Origin of the sequence: Blautia sp. Marseille-P3087, from assembly GCF_900120195.1 — a bacterium.
Lineage (GTDB): Bacteria > Bacillota > Clostridia > Lachnospirales > Lachnospiraceae > Blautia_A.
The window spans coordinates 1330642-1355509 of sequence record NZ_LT635539.1 but is presented as its reverse complement, the minus strand read 5'-3'; the positions used below and the strand labels follow the sequence as shown (position 1 = coordinate 1355509).

At 43.7% G+C, this 24868-nt stretch carries 16 protein-coding genes; 15 read left to right on the top strand and 1 reads right to left on the bottom strand.

Going from position 1 to position 24868, the window contains the following annotated elements:
• Positions 1–58: 58 nt before the first annotated feature.
• Together BQ7344_RS06515 and BQ7344_RS06510 are read left to right on the top strand one after the other, a co-directional pair.
• Positions 59–6466 (top strand): DUF5057 domain-containing protein, encoded by a 6408-nt coding sequence (locus BQ7344_RS06515; RefSeq protein WP_072521923.1) that lies wholly within the window; start codon positions 59–61, stop codon positions 6464–6466.
• 208 nt (positions 6467–6674) lie between these two features.
• Positions 6675–7709, top strand: coding sequence for a PD-(D/E)XK nuclease family transposase (locus tag BQ7344_RS06510; RefSeq protein ID WP_072521922.1), 1035 nt, complete (start codon positions 6675–6677; stop codon positions 7707–7709).
• Positions 7710–7813: 104 nt separating this feature from the next.
• Here the strand turns inward: BQ7344_RS06510 and BQ7344_RS06505 are convergent, their stop codons facing one another.
• A complete protein-coding gene (locus tag BQ7344_RS06505) occupies positions 7814–8257 on the bottom strand; it encodes an RbsD/FucU family protein (RefSeq protein ID WP_015542067.1) in 444 nt (147 codons plus the stop codon).
• Between the two features lie 263 nt (positions 8258–8520).
• Here BQ7344_RS06505 and BQ7344_RS06500 point away from each other — a divergent pair, with 263 nt between their 5' ends.
• The 13 genes from BQ7344_RS06500 (at position 8521) to BQ7344_RS06440 (ending at position 24740) form a co-directional block, all read left to right on the top strand.
• The gene (locus BQ7344_RS06500) at positions 8521–9372 is read left to right on the top strand and encodes a class II fructose-bisphosphate aldolase (protein WP_072521921.1); all 852 of its coding nucleotides are present in this window, start codon (positions 8521–8523) and stop codon (positions 9370–9372) included.
• A 22-nt stretch (positions 9373–9394) separates the two neighbouring features.
• Complete coding sequence (locus tag BQ7344_RS06495; protein ID WP_072521920.1) at positions 9395–10405, top strand: LacI family DNA-binding transcriptional regulator; 1011 nt, start codon at positions 9395–9397, stop codon at positions 10403–10405.
• 56 nt (positions 10406–10461) lie between these two features.
• On the top strand, positions 10462–11970 hold the full coding sequence (gene xylB, locus BQ7344_RS06490) for a xylulokinase (protein ID WP_072523375.1): 1509 nt from the start codon (positions 10462–10464) through the stop codon (positions 11968–11970).
• Between the two features lie 145 nt (positions 11971–12115).
• Positions 12116–13168, top strand: a complete 1053-nt coding sequence (locus BQ7344_RS06485) for a galactitol-1-phosphate 5-dehydrogenase (RefSeq protein WP_072521919.1) — start codon at positions 12116–12118, stop codon at positions 13166–13168.
• A gap of 2 nt (positions 13169–13170) precedes the next feature.
• The gene (gene pfkB / locus BQ7344_RS06480) at positions 13171–14100 is read left to right on the top strand and encodes a 1-phosphofructokinase (protein ID WP_072521918.1); all 930 of its coding nucleotides are present in this window, start codon (positions 13171–13173) and stop codon (positions 14098–14100) included.
• A gap of 41 nt (positions 14101–14141) precedes the next feature.
• A complete protein-coding gene (locus tag BQ7344_RS06475) occupies positions 14142–15143 on the top strand; it encodes an aldo/keto reductase (protein WP_072521917.1) in 1002 nt (333 codons plus the stop codon).
• A 285-nt stretch (positions 15144–15428) separates the two neighbouring features.
• A complete protein-coding gene (locus BQ7344_RS06470) occupies positions 15429–17048 on the top strand; it encodes a response regulator (RefSeq protein WP_072521916.1) in 1620 nt (539 codons plus the stop codon).
• A complete protein-coding gene (locus BQ7344_RS06465) occupies positions 17045–18832 on the top strand; it encodes a cache domain-containing sensor histidine kinase (protein ID WP_072521915.1) in 1788 nt (595 codons plus the stop codon). Before BQ7344_RS06470 ends, BQ7344_RS06465 begins: the two co-directional genes overlap by 4 nt.
• A complete protein-coding gene (locus tag BQ7344_RS06460) occupies positions 18829–19821 on the top strand; it encodes a substrate-binding domain-containing protein (protein ID WP_072521914.1) in 993 nt (330 codons plus the stop codon). Before BQ7344_RS06465 ends, BQ7344_RS06460 begins: the two co-directional genes overlap by 4 nt.
• Positions 19822–19981: 160 nt before the next feature.
• Positions 19982–20959, top strand: coding sequence for an ABC transporter permease (locus BQ7344_RS06455; protein WP_072521913.1), 978 nt, complete (start codon positions 19982–19984; stop codon positions 20957–20959).
• Between the two features lie 20 nt (positions 20960–20979).
• Positions 20980–22494 (top strand): sugar ABC transporter ATP-binding protein, encoded by a 1515-nt coding sequence (locus BQ7344_RS06450; RefSeq protein ID WP_072521912.1) that lies wholly within the window; start codon positions 20980–20982, stop codon positions 22492–22494.
• A 13-nt stretch (positions 22495–22507) separates the two neighbouring features.
• Positions 22508–23488: an ABC transporter permease gene (locus BQ7344_RS06445; RefSeq protein ID WP_015542078.1), complete on the top strand. Its 981-nt coding sequence runs from the start codon at positions 22508–22510 to the stop codon at positions 23486–23488.
• Positions 23489–23624: 136 nt separating this feature from the next.
• Positions 23625–24740, top strand: a complete 1116-nt coding sequence (locus BQ7344_RS06440; protein WP_072521911.1) for a substrate-binding domain-containing protein — start codon at positions 23625–23627, stop codon at positions 24738–24740.
• The last annotated feature ends 128 nt before the right edge of the window (positions 24741–24868 follow it).

The following is a 24868-nucleotide window of genomic DNA, read 5'->3' as shown; positions in this document are numbered from 1 at the left end:
CGCTTGAGGTGTATTTGACGAGAATTGTTTTGGCAAAATCAGGAGGGCAATTTTATACATGAGATTCAAACACAAGAAACTATTAATCTCCGGCACGGCGGTGGCTGCCGCCGGTGTACTGGGAGCGGGGACTCTTTTGCAGTCTGTTCTCTCGGTGCAGGCGTCATCTGAGATGATGCCCGGTATTGAAACCATTGTAAGCGAAAGCACCGAGGAGGATCCTTTTCGTATACTGGAACTGGTTGATTCCAGTGATGATGCGGAGATCGGTTATTACATATCGGGGCAGGAACCAAGTCTGAAATTATATCAGTATCAATACACGGATGCGGATGGGAATACGCACACAGTACATTTTTCTACAATAAAAGATGCACTGAGTAAGCTGCCGGAGAAGCAGAGAACGGAATTTGTCATGAATGTCCGTCTGAATGACTCCGGACAGATTGATGAAAGTATAAGCACCGGAATCAAAAAGATAAAAGATGTAACAGGTGATGATTCGAGTAAGTATCCTTTGTCAGGGTCAGACTATCAGGAAAAATATTTTCTTTCAGACAGTGACGATGCATCAGACTGGACGAAGGTAGATCTGACGGATTTTGACGGCAATTCCCGTACCGATACAGTACAGGTAAAAGGTTCCTATGTCGAGAATACTTCCGGTACCGGTGATTACACAAAAGGCGATCAGGAATATTACCCGATCCGAAAAGACGTTGATGCCGATAACCAGCAGTCAGAAAAATTCCGCGAAAACATCCAGAGCTTTGAAGAATCGACAGGCAGCGATGCGCGAGGTGCTTATTATCTGGAGTTTGAAGAAGTACCGAATACCAAAATCAATAATGCACTTGCGGATGAGAATGACAAAGGACAGAAATCTCTTCTTCCGGAATATGACTATGCGAGTGGCAGATACGGATATTATGAGAATGTCTACACGTCTCTGACAAAAGAAATTGCAGATGAGATAGAAGCAAAAAAATATCAGTTCCCGGGAGAAAATCCGGATGAAGTAACAGAAGACAATGCAGTTCTGGTACGTGAAATTTCAGATGAAGCTGTGAAAACAGCCGATCCTGTATCAGAAAACAGCGGTTTTAGCGGTGAATCAGGCCAGGTGATTTCTGATGAAGAGAATTCCGGTACAGAAGGTTCCGGGAATAATGATTTTTCCAGCGGAGAAGATGCGTTTGGATCTGATGGAAGTGATTCTTATGGCAGCAGTGATGGGGGAACTTCTGATTCCGGTGAGGACAGCTCCGAAGATATTACGTTTGACAATTCCTATGAAAACAATGAGAACGGCAGTTTTTCAGGTGATGAAAGTGGCGTCGATGCACAGTCTTTCGGCGGACAGCCGGAATTTGTACAACAGTCTTATGTAAGAACAGTGGAATTATCAGATACAGATGTATTCCGTGACAGTGATGCATTCTCAGATTCTGAATCAGGGATTTCAGATGATGGATCTTCTTCTGCGGATGTTCAGTCAGACAGCGGAGAAGAGTGGAACGAGTACAGTGAGCCAGATACTTCCGACAATGTTTCTGTACAGGATACAGATGAGACCGGTATGGATGCCGACGCTGTTTTCCAGTCAATTCTCGGCGATATCACAAATGCGCAGGAAGCAGGAACACAGGCAGATCCGTATGTATATCTCGGTGAAAATATTGACCAATATCCGAACTACAAATATACAGTTATCGGTGATCTTGCTTATGTAAAAGCAAATGCGACAGATCTTGCGAAGAACCCGGATGCGGAACTTACTGATGGCAGTATTGTGCTGGACAATGATGAGTATTGGTACTATCAGGAAGTGAACGGAAAACTTACCAGATCTGAAATCTCTATTGTAACCGGTCGAAGTGCCGTTCCTTATAATGAAATTCAGGAAATTTCAAATGAACTTTCCTATAACTATTATTACCGCGTATCAAAAGTATATTTCTGCTGTAAATCAAATGACACAGAAGGTGAGGCTGCGCTTCCGTACAGCTATTTTGGATGGTATTATCCAAACTATCCGGACAATCAGGATGTGTACCTTCCGGTTTCTGATGGAGACGTGGCAACGCATTATGTGTCAGCGGCAACTTACAGTCTGACTCCGGGCACTGGAAACTATGATTTTGCACCTGGCGGTGATACCGCTGTCTCTGTTCAGGTAAACAGCTTTTATTATCAGGGCGGCTATACAAACAATGACTGGTTCAAAAAATATGTTTTCCATCTGAATCCAAAAGTTGATGCTGACAGTGAAGATGGGGAATTTGAGAATTTTGGCATCGAAGTTGATACAAAGCTGGCTTCGGATGGTACCTCAGATATATATGCACCGGCAGTTTCCGGGGGAAGTTCAGGCGGAAATGATACTGCGGCAAATTTCGCGCAGGATGAAGAGCAGGCGATTACATTTGAACCGGAAGATACATTTGGAGATGACACAACAGAGCAGACGGATGTCAGCGAAGAAGTTCCGGAATCCGGTGATACAGAAGATGGTGCCGGTGAGGATGAAACGGACATCGATGTACAGGAGAATGCAGATGAATCAGAGAACATTGATGCAGAAGACATTGATACACAGGATGATGAATCTGTTGATGTGCAGGCACAGGATGACGGAGTCAGTGTATCAGACAGTTTTGCAGATACACTTGATAAGTATGACCTGATCTATGTAAACGGTACTCTTTCGGCTGATGTGGCAGCTGCGATTGCAGCGACTTCCATTCCGTGTGTTGTCAACGCTTCCAGAGTGCATGAGAAAGCATTTACCGATGCTTTTTCGAAGTTTGTGAGGAATGAGACAGAAGATGCAGACGGACATTATATAAATACATATATGTACTTTTTCAAAAATACGTTTGTGGGAACAGATGGGGATTATAATCTTGTAAATACTTCTTTCCATACAAATTTTAATGGAAATGTGGATTCTGAGGAAAACATTACTTATGATCCTGACGATACCATGCATGGATTTGAAGAGATTATCAAATACATCAATAGCGAAAACCAGTACCGTAAGCTGGAAAATAATAATTCAGAACAGACGAATCTGGATGATGGAAGCGATACTTCTACACAGAAAATAGAGCCTCTTGGAAGAGAAATCTCACAGGCAAGGGCAATTGAATACATCATTAATTACAAATATCAGAGAAGTACCCTGGTAAAAGAAAACCTCAAAGTACTGGAAATTATGCCATATACGGGAAATGAAATGCTGGATAAAGAAAATGTGAAGAAATGGGTGGCTGGTTCAGACCGTAAGATCAAAAGTGTAACGGCCTGCTGCAGTGAGACTGCAAAGGAAGATGATAAAGCTGAGAATATGATTGACGGAGATCCAAACACGAGATGGCATACTTTGTGGAACAATGAAGATGGTCACAGCAAAAATAATCCGCCGTATTTTACGGTAACTTTTGACGGGGCTCAGGATATTCGGGGATTCTTTTATCAGAACCGTACATATCAGGAAAATGGCAGCCAGAATGGTGTTCCTGTGGAGTACAAAGCTGAGTTATACTCAGATGTGAACGGACAGAAGCTGATTGATACGGTAACCGGATTAACGAACATTACAACAGATAATCAGGGTAAAGTGACTGCGCTACAGTTCGGAAAGACGATCAGATCAGTACAGAGTATGAAAATCACATTTCTGAGAACGCTGGACAGTAATGGAGGAAACGGAAATAATGCCAAGTATGGTTCCTGTTCAGAATTCGGAGTCATTTATGCAGACAGTGGAACAGATGTAAATATCGGAGCAACAATTACTCCTATGACAGCAGCAGAATTTGTCGGACATATTGATGATATCGGCTCGGAATACGATATGGTGTTCATCGGCGATCAGAAAAAAAATGCAAACAGCCTGATTACGGGAAGTGGAGAGTACAGATATGCTCATGTAGGTGATTTAAAAAGTATTATTGCAAATAACAATCTTGCGAAAATGCTGGGTCAGCTTGATACAGATTATGCGCGGGGTCCATGGTCCGATGGGAAACTCCGGTACGCACCGCTCAGTACATACAATGAAGATGGATCCGGATATTTCCGCGGATCCGGAAATGATATAACAAAGCAGCAGTACAATTCACTGATGGATTTTGTAAAGAGTGGTTATCCGGTGGTGCTGGCATCCGGACTTGTAGATGGTGATAAGCCGAATGCAAAGGAAGTAGATTCTGCTTCGTATTATTACCAGTTCATAAAGGACGCACTGAAATATGAAAATGTAGCTACGAATAAAGAACTGGAAAGCGGAGCAAAAGATCTCAGCTTCTTTATGAATCTGGCAAAGCCGGTAATCAAATTTGATGAGAACGGAGGCAAACCGAAGGAACCGCAGCGGCTGGGAACTGCCGGCACATTCAAGACACCTGTGGATCTCAGTGATACAGGATATATTGACGGGGAGCTGAAATATACTTTTACGGTAGAAAATGATTCTGATGCAGCCCCGGCAACGACAACTTATGACTGTAAACTTTACCTGGATCTGAACTTTGACGGTAATCTTTCAAAGAAAGAATCGCAGGACAAATATATGGTCGTGCAGGATGAAGACGGAAATGTCCTTTCACAGAAAGATTATGGTAGCGGAGATATGCGTTATGAACTGAAGCTTGGAAAGAAATATACCGTTACCAGAAAAATTCCGTCAGATTACTATAAGCTGATTACCTGGAAACTGGAACTGACAAGCAACCGTAACACCTATATCCATACTTCTGAGATTGGCTATGCAAAACAGCAGAAACCGGATGGGGTTGCGAAACAGACGATCAATGTTCTGCAGCTTGTTCCACAGGATAATTCAGTAAATCGTTCAAATCCATGTACATGGACACTTGCGGACAGCAGCATTTTTAAGAATCTGATAGCCGGAGTGCAGGACTTCAATATCAATGTAATTTCCAGAAATGTTACAGACATTAATAATGGAAATGTTCTGGATAAAAACGGACAGAAAACAACCTTTGCAAATCTGCTGGATGATCAGCAGATGCTGATCATAGGATTCCAGGATGTGTATCAGGATATTTCCATAGATGCGGTGCAGGAGATCCTGAAATTTATCCGATCCGGAAAGAGTGTTATTTTTGCACATGACACGACTTCTTATATCAATACTGATCATCAAAAAATATACGGCCAGATCGCAAGGGACGGTTACAATTCAAATGGAACAGTAAACAGCGGCGGAAGCATTGGTCTTTATAACGACAGCTGGCTGTGGAATACTGCAAGAAATGAAAACTGGGGACTGTCGCTGAATACAATTCTCCGTTCGGTAGTAGGTATGGACCGCTATGGTATTACTTCTGATGCAACGATTGGAAATCAGACGGTTTCTGAACTGCTCAAAAAAGGCAAACCATTGTCAGATGGAAGTGTGGACTTTAAGACATTGCTTACGCTGGCAGGTGATGTGGCATATAAAAACGGTGATAAATCAAAGAGCTATGCACAGACACAGGGATATACAAATGCAATGTTGGACGGTAAAACGCTCGGTACGGGAGATACACTGACAACAAGGGCAACAAAGGTAAATGATGGTGCGATCACGCAGTATCCTTATGTGATTGGCGACAGTATTACCATTGCAGAGACACACGGACAGTATTATCAGCTTGGGATGGAGCAGGATCGAGATATCAATGATCAGAGCGATGGAATGAACGATGTGGTTGCCTGGTATTGTCTGACGGATCACTATTATAATAATTCACCAAATGATGCTCGAAATAATTATTATCTGTACAGTAAGGGGAATGTTATTTATACCGGAGCAGGACATCGGCGGGTACAGAATGATGATGAAATCAAACTGTTTATCAATACGATCGTGGCAGCGGCAAACGTTACTGCGGTAAAACCGGAAGTAAACTTTGTAAAAACACTGAATCCGGCAGCAGAGACAGAGAGCACCAGATTTTATATGACAGACCAGACATCATGGGATTCTAATGAAGCAAATACACTGGAAGAAAATATGGATTTCTACATCAATGTCAGGGATTACAATATGGTAAGTGCTGATTTAAGTCAGGAAGAACTCGATAAACAGGAGATGACTGTTCAGTTTTACATTGAAGATGAACATGGCAGAGTAGAAGACGGATGCCCGACCACGAAGAATGTATCTGATATTACAGCGCAGATCGGAAGTCTGAGCGGTTATGGAAATATCGGTACAATTGAGAGTGGCAGTGATGGCAAATTCCATCTGTCTCAGAACAGTGCCTACGCGTTGAAAGTTTCTGATATCGAACAGTATCTGCGAAACCAGAATGGCAGCAATGGATATAAAGAGTCCTGTAAGCTGTATGCGAAAGTTTCCAGTACTGTATATCTGTACGGTCAGGAACATACAAGTACCGTATGGTCATCCATCGACCTGAAACAGCGTCAGCTTTTCGAACTGGATTAAAGAATTATGGATGTTTCTCCGTAGTTTAGGGGAAACATCCATTTTTTGTCGAATGATTTTTCTTGATTTTTGAGTACAAAGCGTGCTATAATTCTTACATCTTAAATTCTAAGCCCGTCAGGGCATTCTAAAATGTTTCAATTCTGAAACAGAAACCCAATAAAGTGGAAATCTATTAAGATCTAATCAGACGAAAGGAAGCCTGCCTATGCAAACAAAACTTCAGAAATATTTTCCTATGCTCAGAAGCAGGGAGGAAATCTTGAGAGAAATTGATGAGAATGTGAAACTTACAGAACAATTTTATAGCTGGAGGGAGGCACAGAGACAGGAGTTTCTGGATTTTTGCACAGGAGTGCGTGGAATCAAAATGTTGTATGATTCTTTTTTTAAAGAAGTCATGAATCCGGAAACAGTGCCTGAGCGACTCGAAGAATTCCTTGGTATTCTTCTGAATCAAAAAGTAAAGATTATAGAAATCCTGCCGGGAGATTCCACGAGAATTGCAGATGAGCAGTCACTGCTGATCATGGACATACTGGTGCGCTTTGAAGATGGAACATATTGTAATGTGGAAGTGCAGAAGATCGGTTATGCATTTCCGGGAGAACGGAGTGCGTGTTATTCCTCAGATTTGCTGCTTCGTCAGTACAAAAAAGCTCGCAGTGTAAAGAAAGATCACTTTACATATAAGGATGTAAAGGGCGTGTATACGATTGTGCTGATGGAAAAAAGTCCTGCGGTTTTTCAGAAATATCCAGATGAGTATATACATATTTTTATGCAGAAAGCAGATACAGGACTGGAGATGGATTTGTTGCAGAAATATATTTTTATACCCCTTGACATCTTTAAGAAGAATGTAGAAAATAAAGGTATCAAGAACAAAATAGACGGATGGCTGACATTTCTGGGGATGGATGATGCGGAGAAAATCATCGAGCTGATAAATACCTATCCGGAATTCAGAGAGATGTATGAGCATGTGTATTACATATGCCGGAATGTGGAGGATGTAATGGGGATATTTTCAGAGGAATTAAGAATTATGGATCGGAACACAGTGAGGTACATGGTAGATGAAATGCAGGAGACGATAGACGAACAGAAAGAGACGATAGATGAACAGAAAGAAATGCTGGCTGAACGTGACAGGAAGTTAGAAGAAAATATCTGCGAAATGCAGGAAATGCAAGAAAGTATTGAAGAATTAAAAAAGCAGATAGAATTGCTTCAAAAATAAAAAGTCTCTAACAGAACAATTTTACAGCTGGAGAAAGGCGCAGAAAATAAAACCCCGGAGGTCTCCAAAGATCCCCGGGGTTTTTGAAAAAAGATGGCCGATAATTAGTTGTTGATGACAACACCCTTCTGCAGCATAATGTTTGCATACAGAGCTTTTTCGCTTGTGGAAATGATGCAGTAAGCTGTTTTTGCTTCATCATAGAATGCGAAACGCTCGATGTTTCCTACAGTAGCGTCTCCTCTGTCATCATATTTGCGGATGATTTCTTTGTATGTATCCCAGATCGGGGTTTCTACATCATCGCCAGGCATTACTTCCATCAGGTTTACCGGATGTTCTACATAAGTATCCAGTGGGAAAACTTTCAGGATTGCTTCCAGGATTTCCGGAACACCATGTCCGTCGCAGCGGATTGTGATAGCGTTTTTACCCATGGATTCTACCGGGAAGTTACCATCAGCGATAACAAGACGATCGCTGTGTCCCATTTCACATAATACTTTTAATAATTCTGGTGATAAGATTTCAGGAATACCTTTTAACATGTCGTTTATGCCTCCGTTCAGATAATTTGATTTCTCGCCGGCGCAGTCTTTTAAAATACGCCTTTCTATATTCAATTTACCTGTAATTACTGTACAATGCAAGGGAAAATTTTCCGATAAAAGATAAATATTTTACGGTTGACAGAATGCGGGAGGCGATGTATGATTAACTCAAAACGGAAACGTTTCGGTTTTGGAATTTTCCGATCAATCACAAGTAGTAAAACAAAAAATATACATATATCATTAAGGAGGAAAAAGTTATGCCACTTGTTACATCAAAAGAAATGCTGTTAAAAGCTCAGGAAGGTGGATATGCAGTCGGAGCATTTAATGCAGAGAATATGGAAATGGTGAAAGCCATTATTCAGGCAGCAGAAGAACTGAAAGCACCGGTTATGATCCAGACAACTCCATCTACTATAAAGTACGGTACTGTGGATACCTATGCAGCAATCGTTGCAGCAGAAGCTAAAAAAGCATCTGTTCCGGTATGCCTTCATCTTGATCACGGCAGCAGTTTTGAACTGGCTATGCAGGCAATCCATGCAGGATATACTTCTGTTATGATCGACGGATCCAAACTGGACTTCGAGGCAAACATTGCAGAGACAAAACGTGTAGCAGATGTAGCAAATGCACTGGATATTCCATGTGAAGCAGAGCTTGGTAAAGTCGGCGGCAAGGAAGATGATCTTGAAGCAGAAGCTGACACCAATACAGATCCGCAGGAAGCAAAAGAATTTGTTGAGCGTACAGGTGTTACTTCTCTGGCAGTTGCAATCGGAACAGCACATGGTTTCTATGTAGGTACACCGGTTCTTGATAAAGAACGTTTAAGTGAGATCCGCGAAGTTGTTGATATTCCGCTGGTTCTTCACGGAGCATCCGGACTCAGTGACGAAGATGTAAGCGACTGCGTAAAACGTGGTATCTGCAAAGTAAACTTTGCGACAGAACTTCGTGCAGCTTACTCCAAAGCAGTCAAAGAACTTCTTGAAGAAAAACCGGATACCATTGATCCGAAAGCTTATGGCAAGACAGCAATCGCAGCAGTGAAAGAACTGGTTATGGCAAGAATGAAAGTCTGCGGATGCGACGGTAAAGCAGAATAAAAGCAGAAGGCAGTGAGGCGAAATGGCAGCGACCATGAAGGATATAGCCAGACGGACAGGACTTGGGCTGGCTACGATTTCTTCCTATTTTAACGGAGGAAATGTCCGTGAAAAAAACAGAATAAAGATTGAGGAAGCTATCGAAGAACTTCATTACGAAGTCAATGAGGTGGCAAGAGGTTTAAAGACGAACGCGACCAGAACGATTGGCGTTGTCATTCCGGAGCTGAACAATACTTTCTGTGCCGAGATCATCACCGGTATGGAGGATATCCTGCGAAGTCATGGTTATGCGACGATCGTCTGCGACTGCCGAACCGATAAGAAACTGGAACAGGAGGCGGTTGAATTCCTGACTCGCAGGCGTGTGGACGGTATCATCAACATGCCGGTTGATGAAGAGGGAAACCACCTGAAAAGGTTTCAGAAGACGGGTAAACCGATCGTTTTGATTGATCGAAAGATTCAGGGTATCAACTGTGACAGTGTGCTGGTTGATAATAAAAAAGCCGCTGAAGATGCAGTCCGGTATTTTATCGAGAGAGGACACCGGAATATTGGGATCATTGGCGGACCGGAAGAAGTTTTTACTGCACAGGAGCGTATGGCGGGATATTATAAAGCACTGGAAAGTGCCGGGATCCCGGTGAGTGAATCTCTGATCTGGCATGGAGACTATACGATTCAGGGCGGTGTCCGGGGACTTGAAGAACTTGTACAGAATAATCCGGAGATGACAGCAGTGTTTGTGACGAACTATGAAATGACTATGGGGGCCATGATCGGAGTAAACGAACTGGGCATCCGGATTCCGGAGCAGCTGTCGATGATCGGGTTTGACAACCTGCAGTTTGCGAGAGCATGTAATCCGAAGCTGACGATCGTAGCGCAGCCGACGGACGGCATTGCAAAAGAAGTGGCAAAGGTTATGCTGAATCATCTGGAAAATACCGGCGAGGCATCCGGAGAGCTTTTTAGTGAGAAACTTGAGACCGAGATTATTGCCGGAAAATCCGTAAGGGTTTTAGTATGAACATCTGATAAAGAGAAGGAACTCCGGGCAGCCGGAGAAATGGGAGCAGCAAAATGATGAAATCATATTTACTTGGAATCGATATCGGAACAAGTGCCTGTAAGGTAGCGGTGTTTGATAAAGAGGGCAAAGTCCTTGCCGCAGCCAATGGCGACTATCCGGTATACTATCCACAGGAAGGCTGGGCGGAGCAGAATCCGGAGGAATGGTGGAGTGCTGTATGCAGGGCAACGAAAGAAACCGTGCAGAAAGCAGGCATTGATCCGGCGGAGATTGCCGGAGTCGGCATTGACGGACAGAGCTGGTCGGCCATCGCGCTCGACAAAGAGGGCAAAGTACTTACCAATACACCGATCTGGATGGACACCCGTGCGCAGGAAATCTGTGAACGGCTGAATAAGAAAATCGGTGAGGATAAAATCTTTGAAGTTGCAGGAAATTCACTTCAGCCGTCTTATACGACAGCAAAGATCATCTGGTACAAAGAAAATCTTCCGGAGGTTTATGAAAAGATCGACAAGATCCTCCAGTCCAACAGTTTTATCGCCTTTAAGCTGACAGGCGCGATCACACAGGATATGTCTCAGGGATACGGCCTTCACTGTTTCGATATGAAGAAGGGATGCTGGGACGAAGAGATGTGTAGACACCTCGGAATTCCGATGGAATTTTTGCCGGAGATCTGCGAATGTGACCATGTCGTAGGTAGCGTGACAGCAAAAGCAGCCGCAGAGTGCGGACTCGCAGAAGGAACCCCGGTTGTAGCAGGTGGTCTGGATGCAGCCTGTGGAACTCTGGGTGCCGGTGTCATTCATCCGGGAGAAACACAGGAACAGGGCGGACAGGCAGGTGGAATGAGCATCTGTATTGATGAATACAAAGCAGATCCACGACTGATCCTTGGGTATCATGTCATTCCGGGTAAATGGCTTTTGCAGGGCGGAACGACCGGTGGCGGCGGAGTGATGCGCTGGTTTGAACGTGAATTTGCCGATTATGAGCGAATGATGAAGGAACAGACAGGAGCATCTTCTTTGAATCAGCTCAATGAGATTGCAGAAAAAATCAATCCGGGCAGTGACGGGGTCGTATTCCTTCCATATATGTCCGGTGAGCGTTCCCCAATCTGGAATCCATATGCAAAAGGTGTTTTCTACGGACTTGATTTTGCAAAGACCAAAGGCCATATGGTACGTGCCTGCATGGAAGGCGTGGCACTTTCTCTGCGCCACAATCTTGAGGTGGCAGAGGCAGCCGGAGCAAATGCAGAAGTCTTAAGAGCAATGGGCGGTTCTGCGAATTCTCTTCTCTGGACACAGATCAAATCCGATATCACAGGAAAACCGATCGTTGTACCGGCGTCCGATACAGCAACAACGCTTGGAGCCGCACTCCTTGCAGGTGTCGGAGTCGGACTTTACAAAGATTATGATGAAGCCGTTTCCATCACTGTAAAAGAAACACGTCGCCATGAGCCAAACCCGGAGAATAAAGAAGTGTATGATAAGACTTATGAGACGTATCTTGAACTTTACAAGTCTCTGGCACATATGATGACAAAGTGATTTAATGATTTTGGGCAAATTGAATGTTTAATAGAAGTTTTTTCTGAAAAACCTTGATTGTTTTTATAAAAAACGCAGGGGGAGCTCGAGGGGGCGGCGCACGCACCCTCGGTATTTCCTCCTTTCACGAAAGGAGTAATATATTATGAAAGCAGCAGTAGTAGTTGCAAATGAAGATGTACAGTATCAGGAAATTGAAGAACCAAAGGTAACAAAAGGTGCCGTAAAGATCAAAGTCAGATATTCCGGTATCTGCGGATCTGACATCCCGCGTGTTCTGAATCATGGCGTTCATTTTTATCCGATCGTTCTCGGTCATGAATTTTCCGGTGATGTAGTAGAAGTCGGTGAAGGTGTAACAAAGGTAAAAGTCGGCGACCGTGTATCCGGAGCACCACTTCTTCCATGCATGAAATGTGACGACTGCCAGCAGGGCAACTTCTCCCTTTGCAAACATTACAGTTTTATCGGTTCCAGACAGCAGGGAAGCAACGCAGATTATGTTGTAGTTCCGGAGCAGAATGCAGTTCCGTTTGACAAGAGCGTTTCCTATGAGCAGGGCGCAATGTTTGAGCCTGCAACTGTGGCTATCCATGGTGTATTCCAGAACGATTATCATGGCGGAGAGTATGTAGCAATCCTCGGCGGCGGTACAGTCGGAATGTTCACCATGCAGTGGACTAAAATCTTCGGATCAAAGAAAGTTGTTGTATTCGATATCAGCGATGAGCGTCTTGATCTTGCAAAACGTCTTGGTGCAGATGAAGTCATCAATACAAAAGAAGAAGGTTACATGGAAAAAGCAATGGCGATCACCGGCGGCAAAGGATACGGATTTGTATTCGAGACAGCAGGACAGGTTCCGACCATGCATATGGCATTTGAACTTGCTGCAAACAAAGCTCATGTATGCTTTATCGGTACTCCACATGAGAATTTGACCTTCACACCTGCGCAGTGGGAAAACATGAATCGTAAAGAGTTCAAACTGACCGGTTCCTGGATGTCCTACAGTGCACCATTCCCGGGACGTGAATGGGATCTGACAGCACATTATTTTGCAACAGGCCAGCTTAAATTTGATCCGGGCTTCGTTTACAAAAAGATCCCGATGAGTCAGGCACAGGAAGCATTCCAGTTATTTAAGACACCGGGACTTGTAAAAGGAAAGATTCTCTTATCAAACGAGGAAGAGTGAAAATGATACTGACAGTGACATTGAATGCCGCAATCGACAAAAGATATGTGGTAGATGATTTTAAAACAGGCGAAGTCAACCGTGTCCGGGAATGTTCTTATGTTCCCGGCGGTAAAGGTCTGAATGTATCCAAACCGGCATCCATTTACGGGGCAGAGGTTGTTGCCACCGGATTTGTGGGCGGCCATGCAGGAAACTATATCGAAGATGCGCTGAAACCATTCGGCATCAAAGGTGATTTTTATCATGTGAATGCAGAGAGCAGGTCCTGCATCAATATCTGGGATGAGGTAAATCATGTGCAGACAGAATTTCTGGAGCCGGGATTTACACTGACAGAAGAAGATTTTGCCGGATTCGAAAAGAAATTCAGAGAACTGGTAAAAGATGCAGACGTTGTATCCATGTCCGGCAGTGTGCCAAAAGGACTTGACGGAACAGCATACCAGAGACTGGTCAGGATCGTAAAAGAAGCCGGCAGACCGGTAATCCTTGATACGAGCGGTAAGCTCCTGGAGATGGGCATCGAGGCATGCCCGACACTGATCAAACCAAACATTGATGAGATCCGTATGCTGACCGGTAAACACTGCGATGACATTCAGGATATCATTGATGCGGCAAAAACGATTCACGCAAATGGCGTGGAGATCGTTGCGGTTTCACTTGGCGCAGATGGTTCGCTGGCAGTAGGGGAGGAAGGAATCTTCCGTGCAATCGTTCCGAAGATCAATGCAGTCAATACTGTAGGATGTGGTGATTCCATGATCGCCGGATTTGCACTGGGCTTAAGCGAGGGACTTTCTCTCGAAGAAACATTAAGAAGAGCAAGCGCAATTTCTGCGGCGGCAGCAATGCGTGAAGAGACCGGGTTCTTTGTAATGGAAGATATGAAAAAACTGTTACCGCAGATTGCTATACAAAGACTTTAAGAAAACGAAAACTATATAATCAAAATCAGGAGGAAATTAAAATGGCAGAATTTATCGATCCGGCAATTGTGCCGAAAGTAACACTTCCGTCAGGAGAAGAAGTACCATGTATGGGTATGGGAACATTTGGTTCTGACAGGGTAAGCGCAGAAGATGTATCTGCAGCAGTTGCAGGAGCAATCCGCAGCGGATATCGTATGTTTGACTGTGCAGCATGCTATGGAAATGAGCATCAGATCGGTGAAGTTTTTGAAGCAGCGATCAAAGAAGGCGTCGTAGAAAGAAAAGACCTCTTCATCATGACAAAAGTATGGAATGACATGCACAGAAAAGTAGAAGAAGCATGCACAAAGAGCATTCAGGATCTGAAATGCGACTATGTGGATCTGTACTTCATTCACTGGCCATTCCCGAATTACCATGCACCATTTTGTGATGTAGATTCCAGAAATCCGGATTCCAGACCGTTCAGCGTAGAAGAATTCATGGATACCTACCGTCAGTGTGAAGAGCTGGTAGAAAAAGGAAAAATCCGTTACATCGGTATTTCCAACATGACCATTCCGAAACTGGAAGCAGTTCTTCCATTAATGAAAATCAAACCTGCAGCATGTGAACTGGAACTTCATCCATGCTTCCAGCAGCAGGAGCAGTATGACTATCTTGTTGCACACAACATCCAGCCGGTAGGCTATATGCCGCTTGGTTCACCGAGAAGACCGGAAAGAGATATCTGCCCGGAAGATGTTGCTGATATGCAGACACCGGAAATGCAGGAGATTGCAAAAGCACATGGTGTTCATCCGGCACTGATCGCTCTGAAATGGGCTCATCAGAGAGGAGAAATCTCCATTCCGTTCTCAGTACATAACTATGTAAGCAATCTGAAATGCGTCACAGAAGATCCGCTGACCGATGAGGAAATGGCAAAGATCGGTACACTCGAAAAAGGAAACAGACTGGTTAAAGGCCAGGTATTTCTGTGGGAAGGCGCAAAAGACTGGCATGATCTGTGGGATGAAGAGGGATATATTGTAAAATAAGGGAACTGCCCTCAGACCCGTTAAATAATTTGACAATTAAAAAAAACTTGCGAGGGGAGGGCGCTCACAGTTGCGAAGGCCGCTCTCCCCTCGCGCACCCCACCTGGCCACGCAAAGCAAGCGCCCGTGTGGGGTATTTTATTGGGAAAATAACATGGTGGAATTGTATTTTTTTTAACAAAACTCCCACATTTCCTGTACCCAAACACCCCAAATCATGTTACAATAAAATACTGGGAAATATCCAGAAGTACATGAATTGATATAGATGGGGGAGCAAAATACATGTATCGAATACTACTCGTAGATGACGAAATCCTTGTTCGTGATGCCATCAAAGAAAACATCGACTGGAAAAGTCTGGACTGTGAACTTGTGGGTGACTGCGAAAACGGCAAACAGGCATCAGAATTTGTAAAAGAACATCCCGTGGATATTGTTCTGACCGATATTCTCATGCCATATATGGACGGTATGGAACTCAGTAAATTTCTGCATGACAATTATCCGGATGTCGTGATCGTGATATTCAGCGGCTTCGGCGAATTTGAATACGCCAAAAAGGCCATCCAGTATGGTGTCAGCGAATACCTTCTGAAACCGGTGACTGCCATGGAACTTACCGGTGTGATCAATAAAATGAAAGAAAAAGTCGATCAGCTTCGCAGTGAAAAAAACAAAATGAACAAGCTGACCGAAAATTCAGAGAAATACCGCAAAAATGCACAGGTGATCCGTTCTAAAAACATGGAGGCTCTGGTCAATTGTACCACCGATGTGAGCAAAAGCATCCAGCGCCTTGCAGAGATGGGAATCGACATTTCTGCAATCAGCTATCGTGTGGCTCTTTTTGATATCGACCTTTATTCAGGAATGTATGAACTGGATACCGAAAAACAGCAGGAAAGTGCACTCATGGCATTTGTTCTCTACAATATCAGTGATGAGATCGTGACACGTGAAGAAGCAGGATTTGCATATCAGGAAGGTAACAATCGTGTCGGAATTCTGTTTCAGGAAAAATGGAGCCGCAACTTCACCGAAAAGACAAGAGAAATCTGTCGGGAAATTCAGGATAAGACCAAAGAAGTTATGGGATTTGACGTATCTATGGGAATCGGTAAATGGGTGAAGAAACCGGAAGAACTGGTACAGTCCCACAACATGGCGCAGGATACCCTGCAGTATCGCTATCTCCTGGGCGGAAATCTGCTTATTGATATGGAAGAAAAACATCCGGTACAGGAAATATCGATAGATGAACCGCTTTCTGTTTTGAAAGAAGCATTAAAAACCGGACAGGAAGACCTGGCTCTTCAGACGCTTGTATCAATTGAAGATTTGATTCGTAATGCACTTATGCAAAAAAGCCGTGCCTGTATGTATCTTCAGCAGGTTATACGAACCATGGACAATGCCTGCGAAGATGTTTCAGCAGATATGGAGCAGATCCGGGAAGGCCGAGATGAACTGATCCGCGAGATCACTGATCAGAAGTTTTTCGGAGAGGCATGCGAAGTAGTTGCCCGCCATACAAAACGTGTGATCAGTATTCTTTCTGCAATGAATACGTCAAGCAGTGAGCGTCAGGCACGTCTTGCAATCGACTATATACAGAAAAATTACATGGTTCCGGATCTCAGCCTGAACAGTATCTGTTCTTATTTAAATATCAGCACCAGTTATTTCAGTACCATATTTAAAGAAGAAACCGGTGAGACCTTTACGGAAGTTCTGATCCGTACCCGTATGGAGAAGGCAAAGGAACTTCTGGAAAATACTACGATGAAAAACTATGAGATTGCTGAAAAAGTCGGATTTTCCGATCCTCACTATTTCGGTATTTCGTTTAAAAAGATGACAGGCTATACACCGACAGAATATGCAAGGGAGAAACGCCGATGAAAAAAAAGAATCTGTCAGCAAGATTTATCGGAAGATTCAGCAGTATTCAGAGTGTTATTTTTGCGACGGTAGCCGTTCTGGTTCTGAGTGCCGTTGTAATCGTGACAGGTGTCTCGATGCGTTTTACAAATACTTCTATTTTTGAAAACTCTTCACAGTATACACAGACAATCATCCAGCAGATGAACCAGAACATTGACTCCTACATCGATTACATGGAAAATATTGCCTATCTGATTTCGAGCAACGAGGATGTCCAGGACTATCTTTTTTCGGACGAAATTGACAGCGAGGGACGTTATCGTATCCTGAAACAGTTTGAGACTATTCTGGACAGCCGAAGCGATATTCGAAATGTAGGAATCATCAGTAAAAGCGGCAGGATGCTTATTAATAATGGAAGCAAATCTGTTAATCATGATCTGAATCTCAATACACAGGAATGGTATACGCAGGCGCTGAACAGTCCGGAAGGGCCGACACTGACCTCTTCTCATGTGCAGCATATTATCAGTGGGGAACGTCCGTGGGTGATCACTTTAAGCCGTGGAATCCGTGATCGCAGCGGCAGCGGAGAAAAAGAGGGCGTCTTTTTTATTGATCTGAATTACAGTGCGATCAGTGGACTTTGCGACCAGAGTACAGTAGGAACAAAAGGATATGCATTTATCCTTGATGCAAAGGGAAATATTGTCTATCATCCACAGCAGCAGCAGCTTTATAACGAACTTCAGACGGAGAATATCAGTCTGATCATGGATACAGACGATGATACAGTACTGACCGGAACCGGGAATAATGGAAAATTATATTCCATTTCCAGATCGGATAAAACCGGATGGACCGTTGTTGACTGCACCAATGTCCGCGAACTACTCAGCAAAAGCCGTCAGGCGCAGAGTATCTATGTGCTGACAGCGGTCGTTCTGGTGATTGTGGCGCTCCTTTTTTCCAGATTTATGGCAAGAAGTATTACACTTCCAATTCAGAAACTGCGTGATTCCATGAAAAAAGTTCAGGAAGGAGATTTCAGCGTTTCTGATGTTGTTGTGGATTCCAGAAATGAAATCGGCAGTCTGACAAAATCATTTGATGTGATGACACACCGTATTCAGGAACTGATGGAGCAGAATGTACATGAGCAGGAGCAGAAGCGAAAGAGCGAGCTGAAAGCACTTCAGTCTCAGATCAACCCACATTTCCTTTACAACACGCTGGATTCTATCATCTGGATGGCAGAAGGAAAGAAAAATGAGGAGGTTGTCCTGATGACGGCTTCACTTGCAAGGCTTCTTCGCCAGAGTATAAGTAACGAGGATGAGGTTGTTCCGATTGCCAATGAAGTAGAATATGCACGTGGCTATCTGACAATCCAGAAAATGCGTTACAAAGATAAACTGGAATTCCAGATTGATGTAGATCCTTCCATATTACATATCCCACTGATCAAACTGGTGCTTCAGCCGATTATTGAGAATGCGATTTACCATGGTCTGAAGTACAAAGAGAGCAAAGGACTTCTTATTATAAAGGGATTTCCGAAAGACGGAAATGCTGTTCTTCAGGTCATTGACGATGGTGTCGGAATGGATGAAGAAACGCTGGCTCATATTTATGACCGCCACAAAGTAAATTATCATTCAAACGGAGTTGGCGTATATAATGTACAGAAGCGGCTGAAACTTTATTACGGTGAAGATTACGGCATTACTTACGAGAGTGTGGTGGGCAAAGGCACGACAGCAACGATCACGATTCCGGGCAGACAGGAGGGACAGAAATGATAAAAAAGAAAAAATGGCTGAGTATCTGCCTTGTGATCTGCCTGATTGGCGGGATTGGAGGCGCAGCCTGGTACCGCCAGAAAAAAATTGAAGAAAGAAGAATGTCCCTTGTTTATATTCCAAAAGTTGAGGACAGCACGAATGATTTCTGGAAAGCACTGATTCTCGGAACCAAAATGGCAGCCAAAGAATATAATGCCGATATTGAGATCAAAGCACCGACAGAGGAAAATGATATTGAGCGGCAGAATGAACTTCTGAAAGAAGCTATTTCTGAAGAACCGGATGCAATCCTTTTTTCACCATCCAGTTTTACAGAATCCAATGATCTTCTGAAAGAGGCAAAAGAAAAAGGTATCTGCATCAGCTTTATCGATTCTTATACCGAGGAGAAGGTACAGAATCTGACGGTAGCGACAGATAACCTCGAGGCAGGAGAAAAACTGGGGAAATTTGCGGCAACACTTCTTGATCCGGATGATCAGATCGCGATTGTTGCTCATGTCAAAGGAGTATCAACTGCAGTCGAGCGTGAAGAAGGCTTCCGCAAAGGTCTCGGAGATCTGGCAAAAAATATTGTTGAAGTAGTTTACTGCGATTCCCAGTATGAGAAATCACGTAAACTTACGCAGGAGCTTATGGAAAAATATCCAAATCTCAAGATGGTTGCCGGAATGAATGAGTATTCGTCTGTCGGAGCGGCGCGGGCAGTAAAAGCGGCCGGAGCCAAAGACAGAATCCAGGTAGTCGGCGTCGACAGTTCACAGGAGGCTGTTCAGCTTATGGAAAACGGAGTATTTAAAGGCCTTGTTGTACAGAAAGCTTTTAAGATGGGTTATATTGGTGTAAAAGAGACCATTCTGATGCTCCGCGGTAAGAGCTATGAGAAAGATGTAAATTCCGGGTGCGAACTTGTGACACCGGATAATATGTATGACAGTGAAATCGAAAAACTGCTGTTTCCGTTCAATACATTGAAGCTTTCCTAGTAAAATAGTAAAAAAAATATAAAAAGGGTTAAATATTTATGGACGAACCGTAAATATTTAACCTTTTTTTGTAAGATTTTCCATTACAATTGTGCGGTATTCACGGTATTATATAGAAAACGCAAGATGTGTGTGTAAAACTTTTAAGGAGGGCGAAAAATTGGAAAAGCTGAAACAAAATCCAATCGTGAAAAAACTCGGCCTGAACAGGATCTTACTTGTCTGCATCCTGATTCTGATGTTCGTAGTTTTTAAGGTGGTTCTCGGAAGTAAGTTCCCTGTTGGAGACAGTATCAAGTCCACACTGAACTATGTATATTTCCTTGGCTTCCTGTCACTTGGTGTCACATTCGTAATCGCAACAGGAGGAATCGATTTCTCCATCGGACCGGTAATGTTCTGTTGTGCACTCGTTTCCGGTTACTGCATGACAAGCTACAAGGTTCCATGCGCAGCAGCAATGGTAATCTGTGTACTGATCGGTCTTGCATTTGGTATCTTTAACGGATGGCTGGTATCTTACTTATCAGTTCCGCCATTCATCGTATCCATGGCTTCCATGAATATTGCAAAAGGTATCGCATCTGTATTCACAAAAACACAGTCCGTAAGCTGGCCGCTGGCAAGTGACCCGACAAACGGCTGGTTCCGTAACATTGTATCTTATAAAGGATTTCCGGTAGGTCTGGTGATCTTCCTCGGAGCAGCAATTATCTGTGGAATCATTCTTTACAATACCAAACCTGGACGTTACATCCTCTGCCTCGGATCCAACACAGAAGCCGTAAGACTTTCTGGTGTAGATACAAAGAAATGGAACATGCTTTCATATGTAATCTGCGGCGTTTTAGTTGGAATTGGAGCACTGTTTTTCGTAGCTACATATACAACCGTTCAGCCTGGTTATGGCGATCAGTACAACAACGAAGCAATTGCTGGTTGTGTAATGGGTGGTACATCCATGGTTGGTGGACTTGCTTCCATCGGCGGTACTGTAATCGGTGTATTTATTATCTCTCTTCTGCAGCAGGGAATCATGGCATTTGGTCTTGGTAAAGGACAGCAGATGATCATCACAGGTATCATCGTAATCGTAGCTGTATATGCCGACGTTTCTGCAAGACGTAGAAAGAACTGATCGAAAGGGAGGATGAAACAATGGGTGACGTTATTTTAACAATGAAGGATATTGATAAGTCCTTTCCTGGTGTTCATGCCCTGGATCACGTTAATTTCGAAGTAAGACGCGGCGAAGTACATGCACTTATGGGAGAGAACGGTGCCGGTAAATCAACACTGATGAAAGTTCTTACCGGTATTTATCAGAAGGATTCCGGTACTATTACATACAAAGGTCAGGAAGTGGCTTTCCACAATACACGTGAGGCACAGGACAATGGTATCGTAATCGTACATCAGGAATTAAACATGGTCGGTGACCTGACCGTTGCACAGAACATCTTTATCGGACGTGAGCCGAAAAAGGGTATCCGTGTAGACGATAAGAAAATGATCGAAGATTCAAAGAAATTATTCAAGGATCTGAACATCGAGATCGACCCAAGAGAAAAGATGAGCAACTTAACAGTTGGTAAACAGCAGATGTGTGAGATTGCAAAAGCTATTTCCCACAAAGCAGAAGTTATCATCTTCGATGAGCCGTCAGCAGCTCTTACAGAAAAAGAAATCGCTGACCTGTTCGTAATCATCAGAGATCTTCGTGAGAAGAACCTCGGTATCGTATATATCTCACATCGTATGGATGAGATCAAAGTCATCACAGACCGTGTAACAGTCATGCGAGATGGTGGATATGTAGGAACTCTGATTACAAAAGACAGTACAAAAGAAGACATCATCAACATGATGGTTGGTCGTGTTATTTATGAAGATCCTAAGGAACACAGCATGGTAGCACCGGATGCACCGGTGGTTCTTAGAGTAGAAAACCTGAATGCAGGTAAGATGGTTCAGGACGTAAGCTTCGAACTGAGAAAAGGTGAGATCCTTGGCTTCTCCGGTCTGATGGGTGCAGGACGTACCGAAACTGCAAGAGCACTGTTTGGAGCCGATCCGAAACAGAGCGGAAAGATTTCCATCATGGACAAACAGAGCGGCCAGCTCAAAGAAGTAACTATCAACAGCCCACAGGATGCTGTTAAATATGGTATCGGTTATCTGTCTGAGGACAGAAGAAGATATGGTGTTGTTGTTCAGAAATCTGTAAATGAAAACACAACACTGGCAACGATGGAGCAGTTCACAAGCGGAATCTTCATCAACAAAGCAAAAGAAAAAGAAGTTTCTGAGAAATACATCAAAGAACTTGCTACAAAGACACCGAACGGTGATCAGCTGGTAGTGAACCTTTCCGGTGGTAACCAGCAGAAAGTCGTTATTGCGAAGTGGCTTACCCGCGACAGTGATATCCTGATCTTCGATGAGCCGACAAGAGGTATCGATGTCGGTGCGAAGAACGAAATTTACAAGTTAATGAGTAAACTGGCAGCAGAAGGAAAGTCTATTATCATGATTTCTTCTGAAATGACAGAGATTCTCCGTATGAGTGACCGTATCATCGTAATGTGTGAAGGTAAAGTGACAGGAAATATTGATATTTCTGAGGCAACACAGGAACACATCATGGATAAGGCAACAAGAAATATCAATTAAGGGGAGGACAGTCATGACTAAGAAGAAAAAAAGTATTATAAGTGATCAGAGATTTATTGTTTTACTTGTTATCATTGCACTGTCTGCAATCTTCTCTATTATGAGTAAGGAGTTCAGACAGTATACAACACTTTTAAGTATGTTGGACTTTTCTTACTATGATCTTCTGATGGCAATCGGTGTTACATTCCCGCTTATCACTGGTGGTGTAGACCTGTCAATCGGAACCGGTATGGTGTGTTACGCACTGATCGCCGGAACAATGGTAAGAAGCCACGGATGGCCGGTAGCAGCAGCTATGGTACTTTGCCTGGTACTGGGAATTGCGATCGGAGCACTGAATGGTGTCCTGATCGGAATCATGAACCTGCCGCCATTCCTTGCAACTCTTTGTACATGTATGATCACCCGTGGTGCCGGCTCTCTCTGCAGTGCTACACCATGGCCGGGACTTACACAGGATGGTGGATGGTTCCACACAATCTTCAAGATTACAGTTGGTACAGGAAGAAGCGCTTCCCGTTACCCGATCGGTTTCCTGTGGATGATCATTCTGGTACTTCTGATGGAATTCGTTCTGAACCATACAAAATTCGGACGTTACACCATCGCAATCGGTTCCAACAAAGAAGCAGCAGCTCTTTCAGGAATCAACGTAAAATTCTACCATGTAATGGTTTATGTAGTATGTGGTCTGTTTGTAGGTCTTGCAGCTATCGCTTATGCAGCAGTTACACCTACTGTACAGCCGGGTACCGGTGCCGGACTTGAAATGGATGCGATCGGCGGTGTATTCGTCGGTGGTGTTGCTGCAACCGGTGGTTACGGTTCTGTAATCGGTACATTTGTTGGTATCTTTGTCATCATGCTTCTGAAAACAGGTCTTCCATATGTCGGCCTGCAGGCAAACTGGCAGCAGATCATCACAGGTCTTGTACTTATCATCGCAGTCCTGATCGATATCATCAAAGAAAAGAAAAAAGCTGCTATGTAAGCAGTATAAAATCAAAGCGGATTACTGATATCCGCTTTGACAACCAAAATTCCATAAGGATGTGGGGCGTCAGAAATTTCCTACTGACGTATCATCATAATAAAAAACTATATAATTTATAAGGAGGAAGTAAATTATGAATTTCAAAAAAGTAGTAGCATTAAGCATCTGTGCAGCAATGGTAGCAGGTATGTCTGCATCAACAGTTATGGCCGCTGATCTTCCGGATCAGTTCAAAGATCTCAAAGCAAACGAAGCTTATGAGTTCCCAATGATGGTTAAATCTTTCCAGTCCACATACTGGGATGCAGCTCAGGAAGGTATGAAGAAGGCTGCTGAAGAACTTGGTGTTACTTATACAGCACAGGGACCGAACAGTGAGTCAGATATCGCTGACCAGGTTAACATGGTTAACACAGCAATCGCTTCCAACCCGGCTGGATTAGGTCTGGCAGCTTGTGATACATCTTCTGTACTTGACGCTCTTAAGGATTGCGCTGACAAAGGAATCCCGGTTGTAACATTTGATACAGGTATCGCAGATGCTCCGGAAGGATCTATCGCTTGCGAAGTTTGTACAGACAACGCACAGGCTGGTTCCGTAGCAGCAGAAAATATGTATAATGCAATCAAAGATGTTGTAGCTAACGCTGACGGACAGGTTGTTATCGGTGAAGTTAACCAGGATGCTACAGCTCAGAACATTCAGCAGCGTGGTGGCGGATTCATCGACAAAATGATCGAACTGCTTCAGGCTGATGGCAAAACAGTAGCAGTTGCAGGTAACGAATTCTATGTAAACGCAGCTAAAGGTGCTGATGCAACAGAAGCTGACGCAGATGTTGTTATCCAGGTAGCTGTTCCGGCACAGACAACTGTAGAGCTTTGCTCCAATGAAGCTCAGGCTATCCTTTCCAAAGAAAACTGCATCGCTATCTTCGGTTCCAACCAGACAGCAGCAGAAGGTGTTCTTGCAGCTAACGCAAACCTGAACGTTCTTGGTTCTGATGCAGCTAACGGCGACGTTATCGGTGTTGGTTTCGATGCTGGTTCTATCATCAAAGCAGCAGTTCAGGATGGAACATTCCTTGGTGCAGTTACACAGTCTCCTCTGATGATGGGCTACTATGCAATCTACGCTCTGACAGCAGCAGCTAACGGACAGGAACTTGAAGATGTTCCTACAGATGGTTACTGGTATGATTCCACAAACATGGATGACGAAGAAATCGCTCCAAACCTGTACGATTAATCTGAACACAGCTTTTGAAGCAGTGTTCTGAAGACATAAAAAGAAACCCCGGATTTTCCGGGGCTTCTTTTTATGTCTTTTTTCTATGAATCTGCCGGATTCTTACCAGAGAAATATCTTCCGATGAA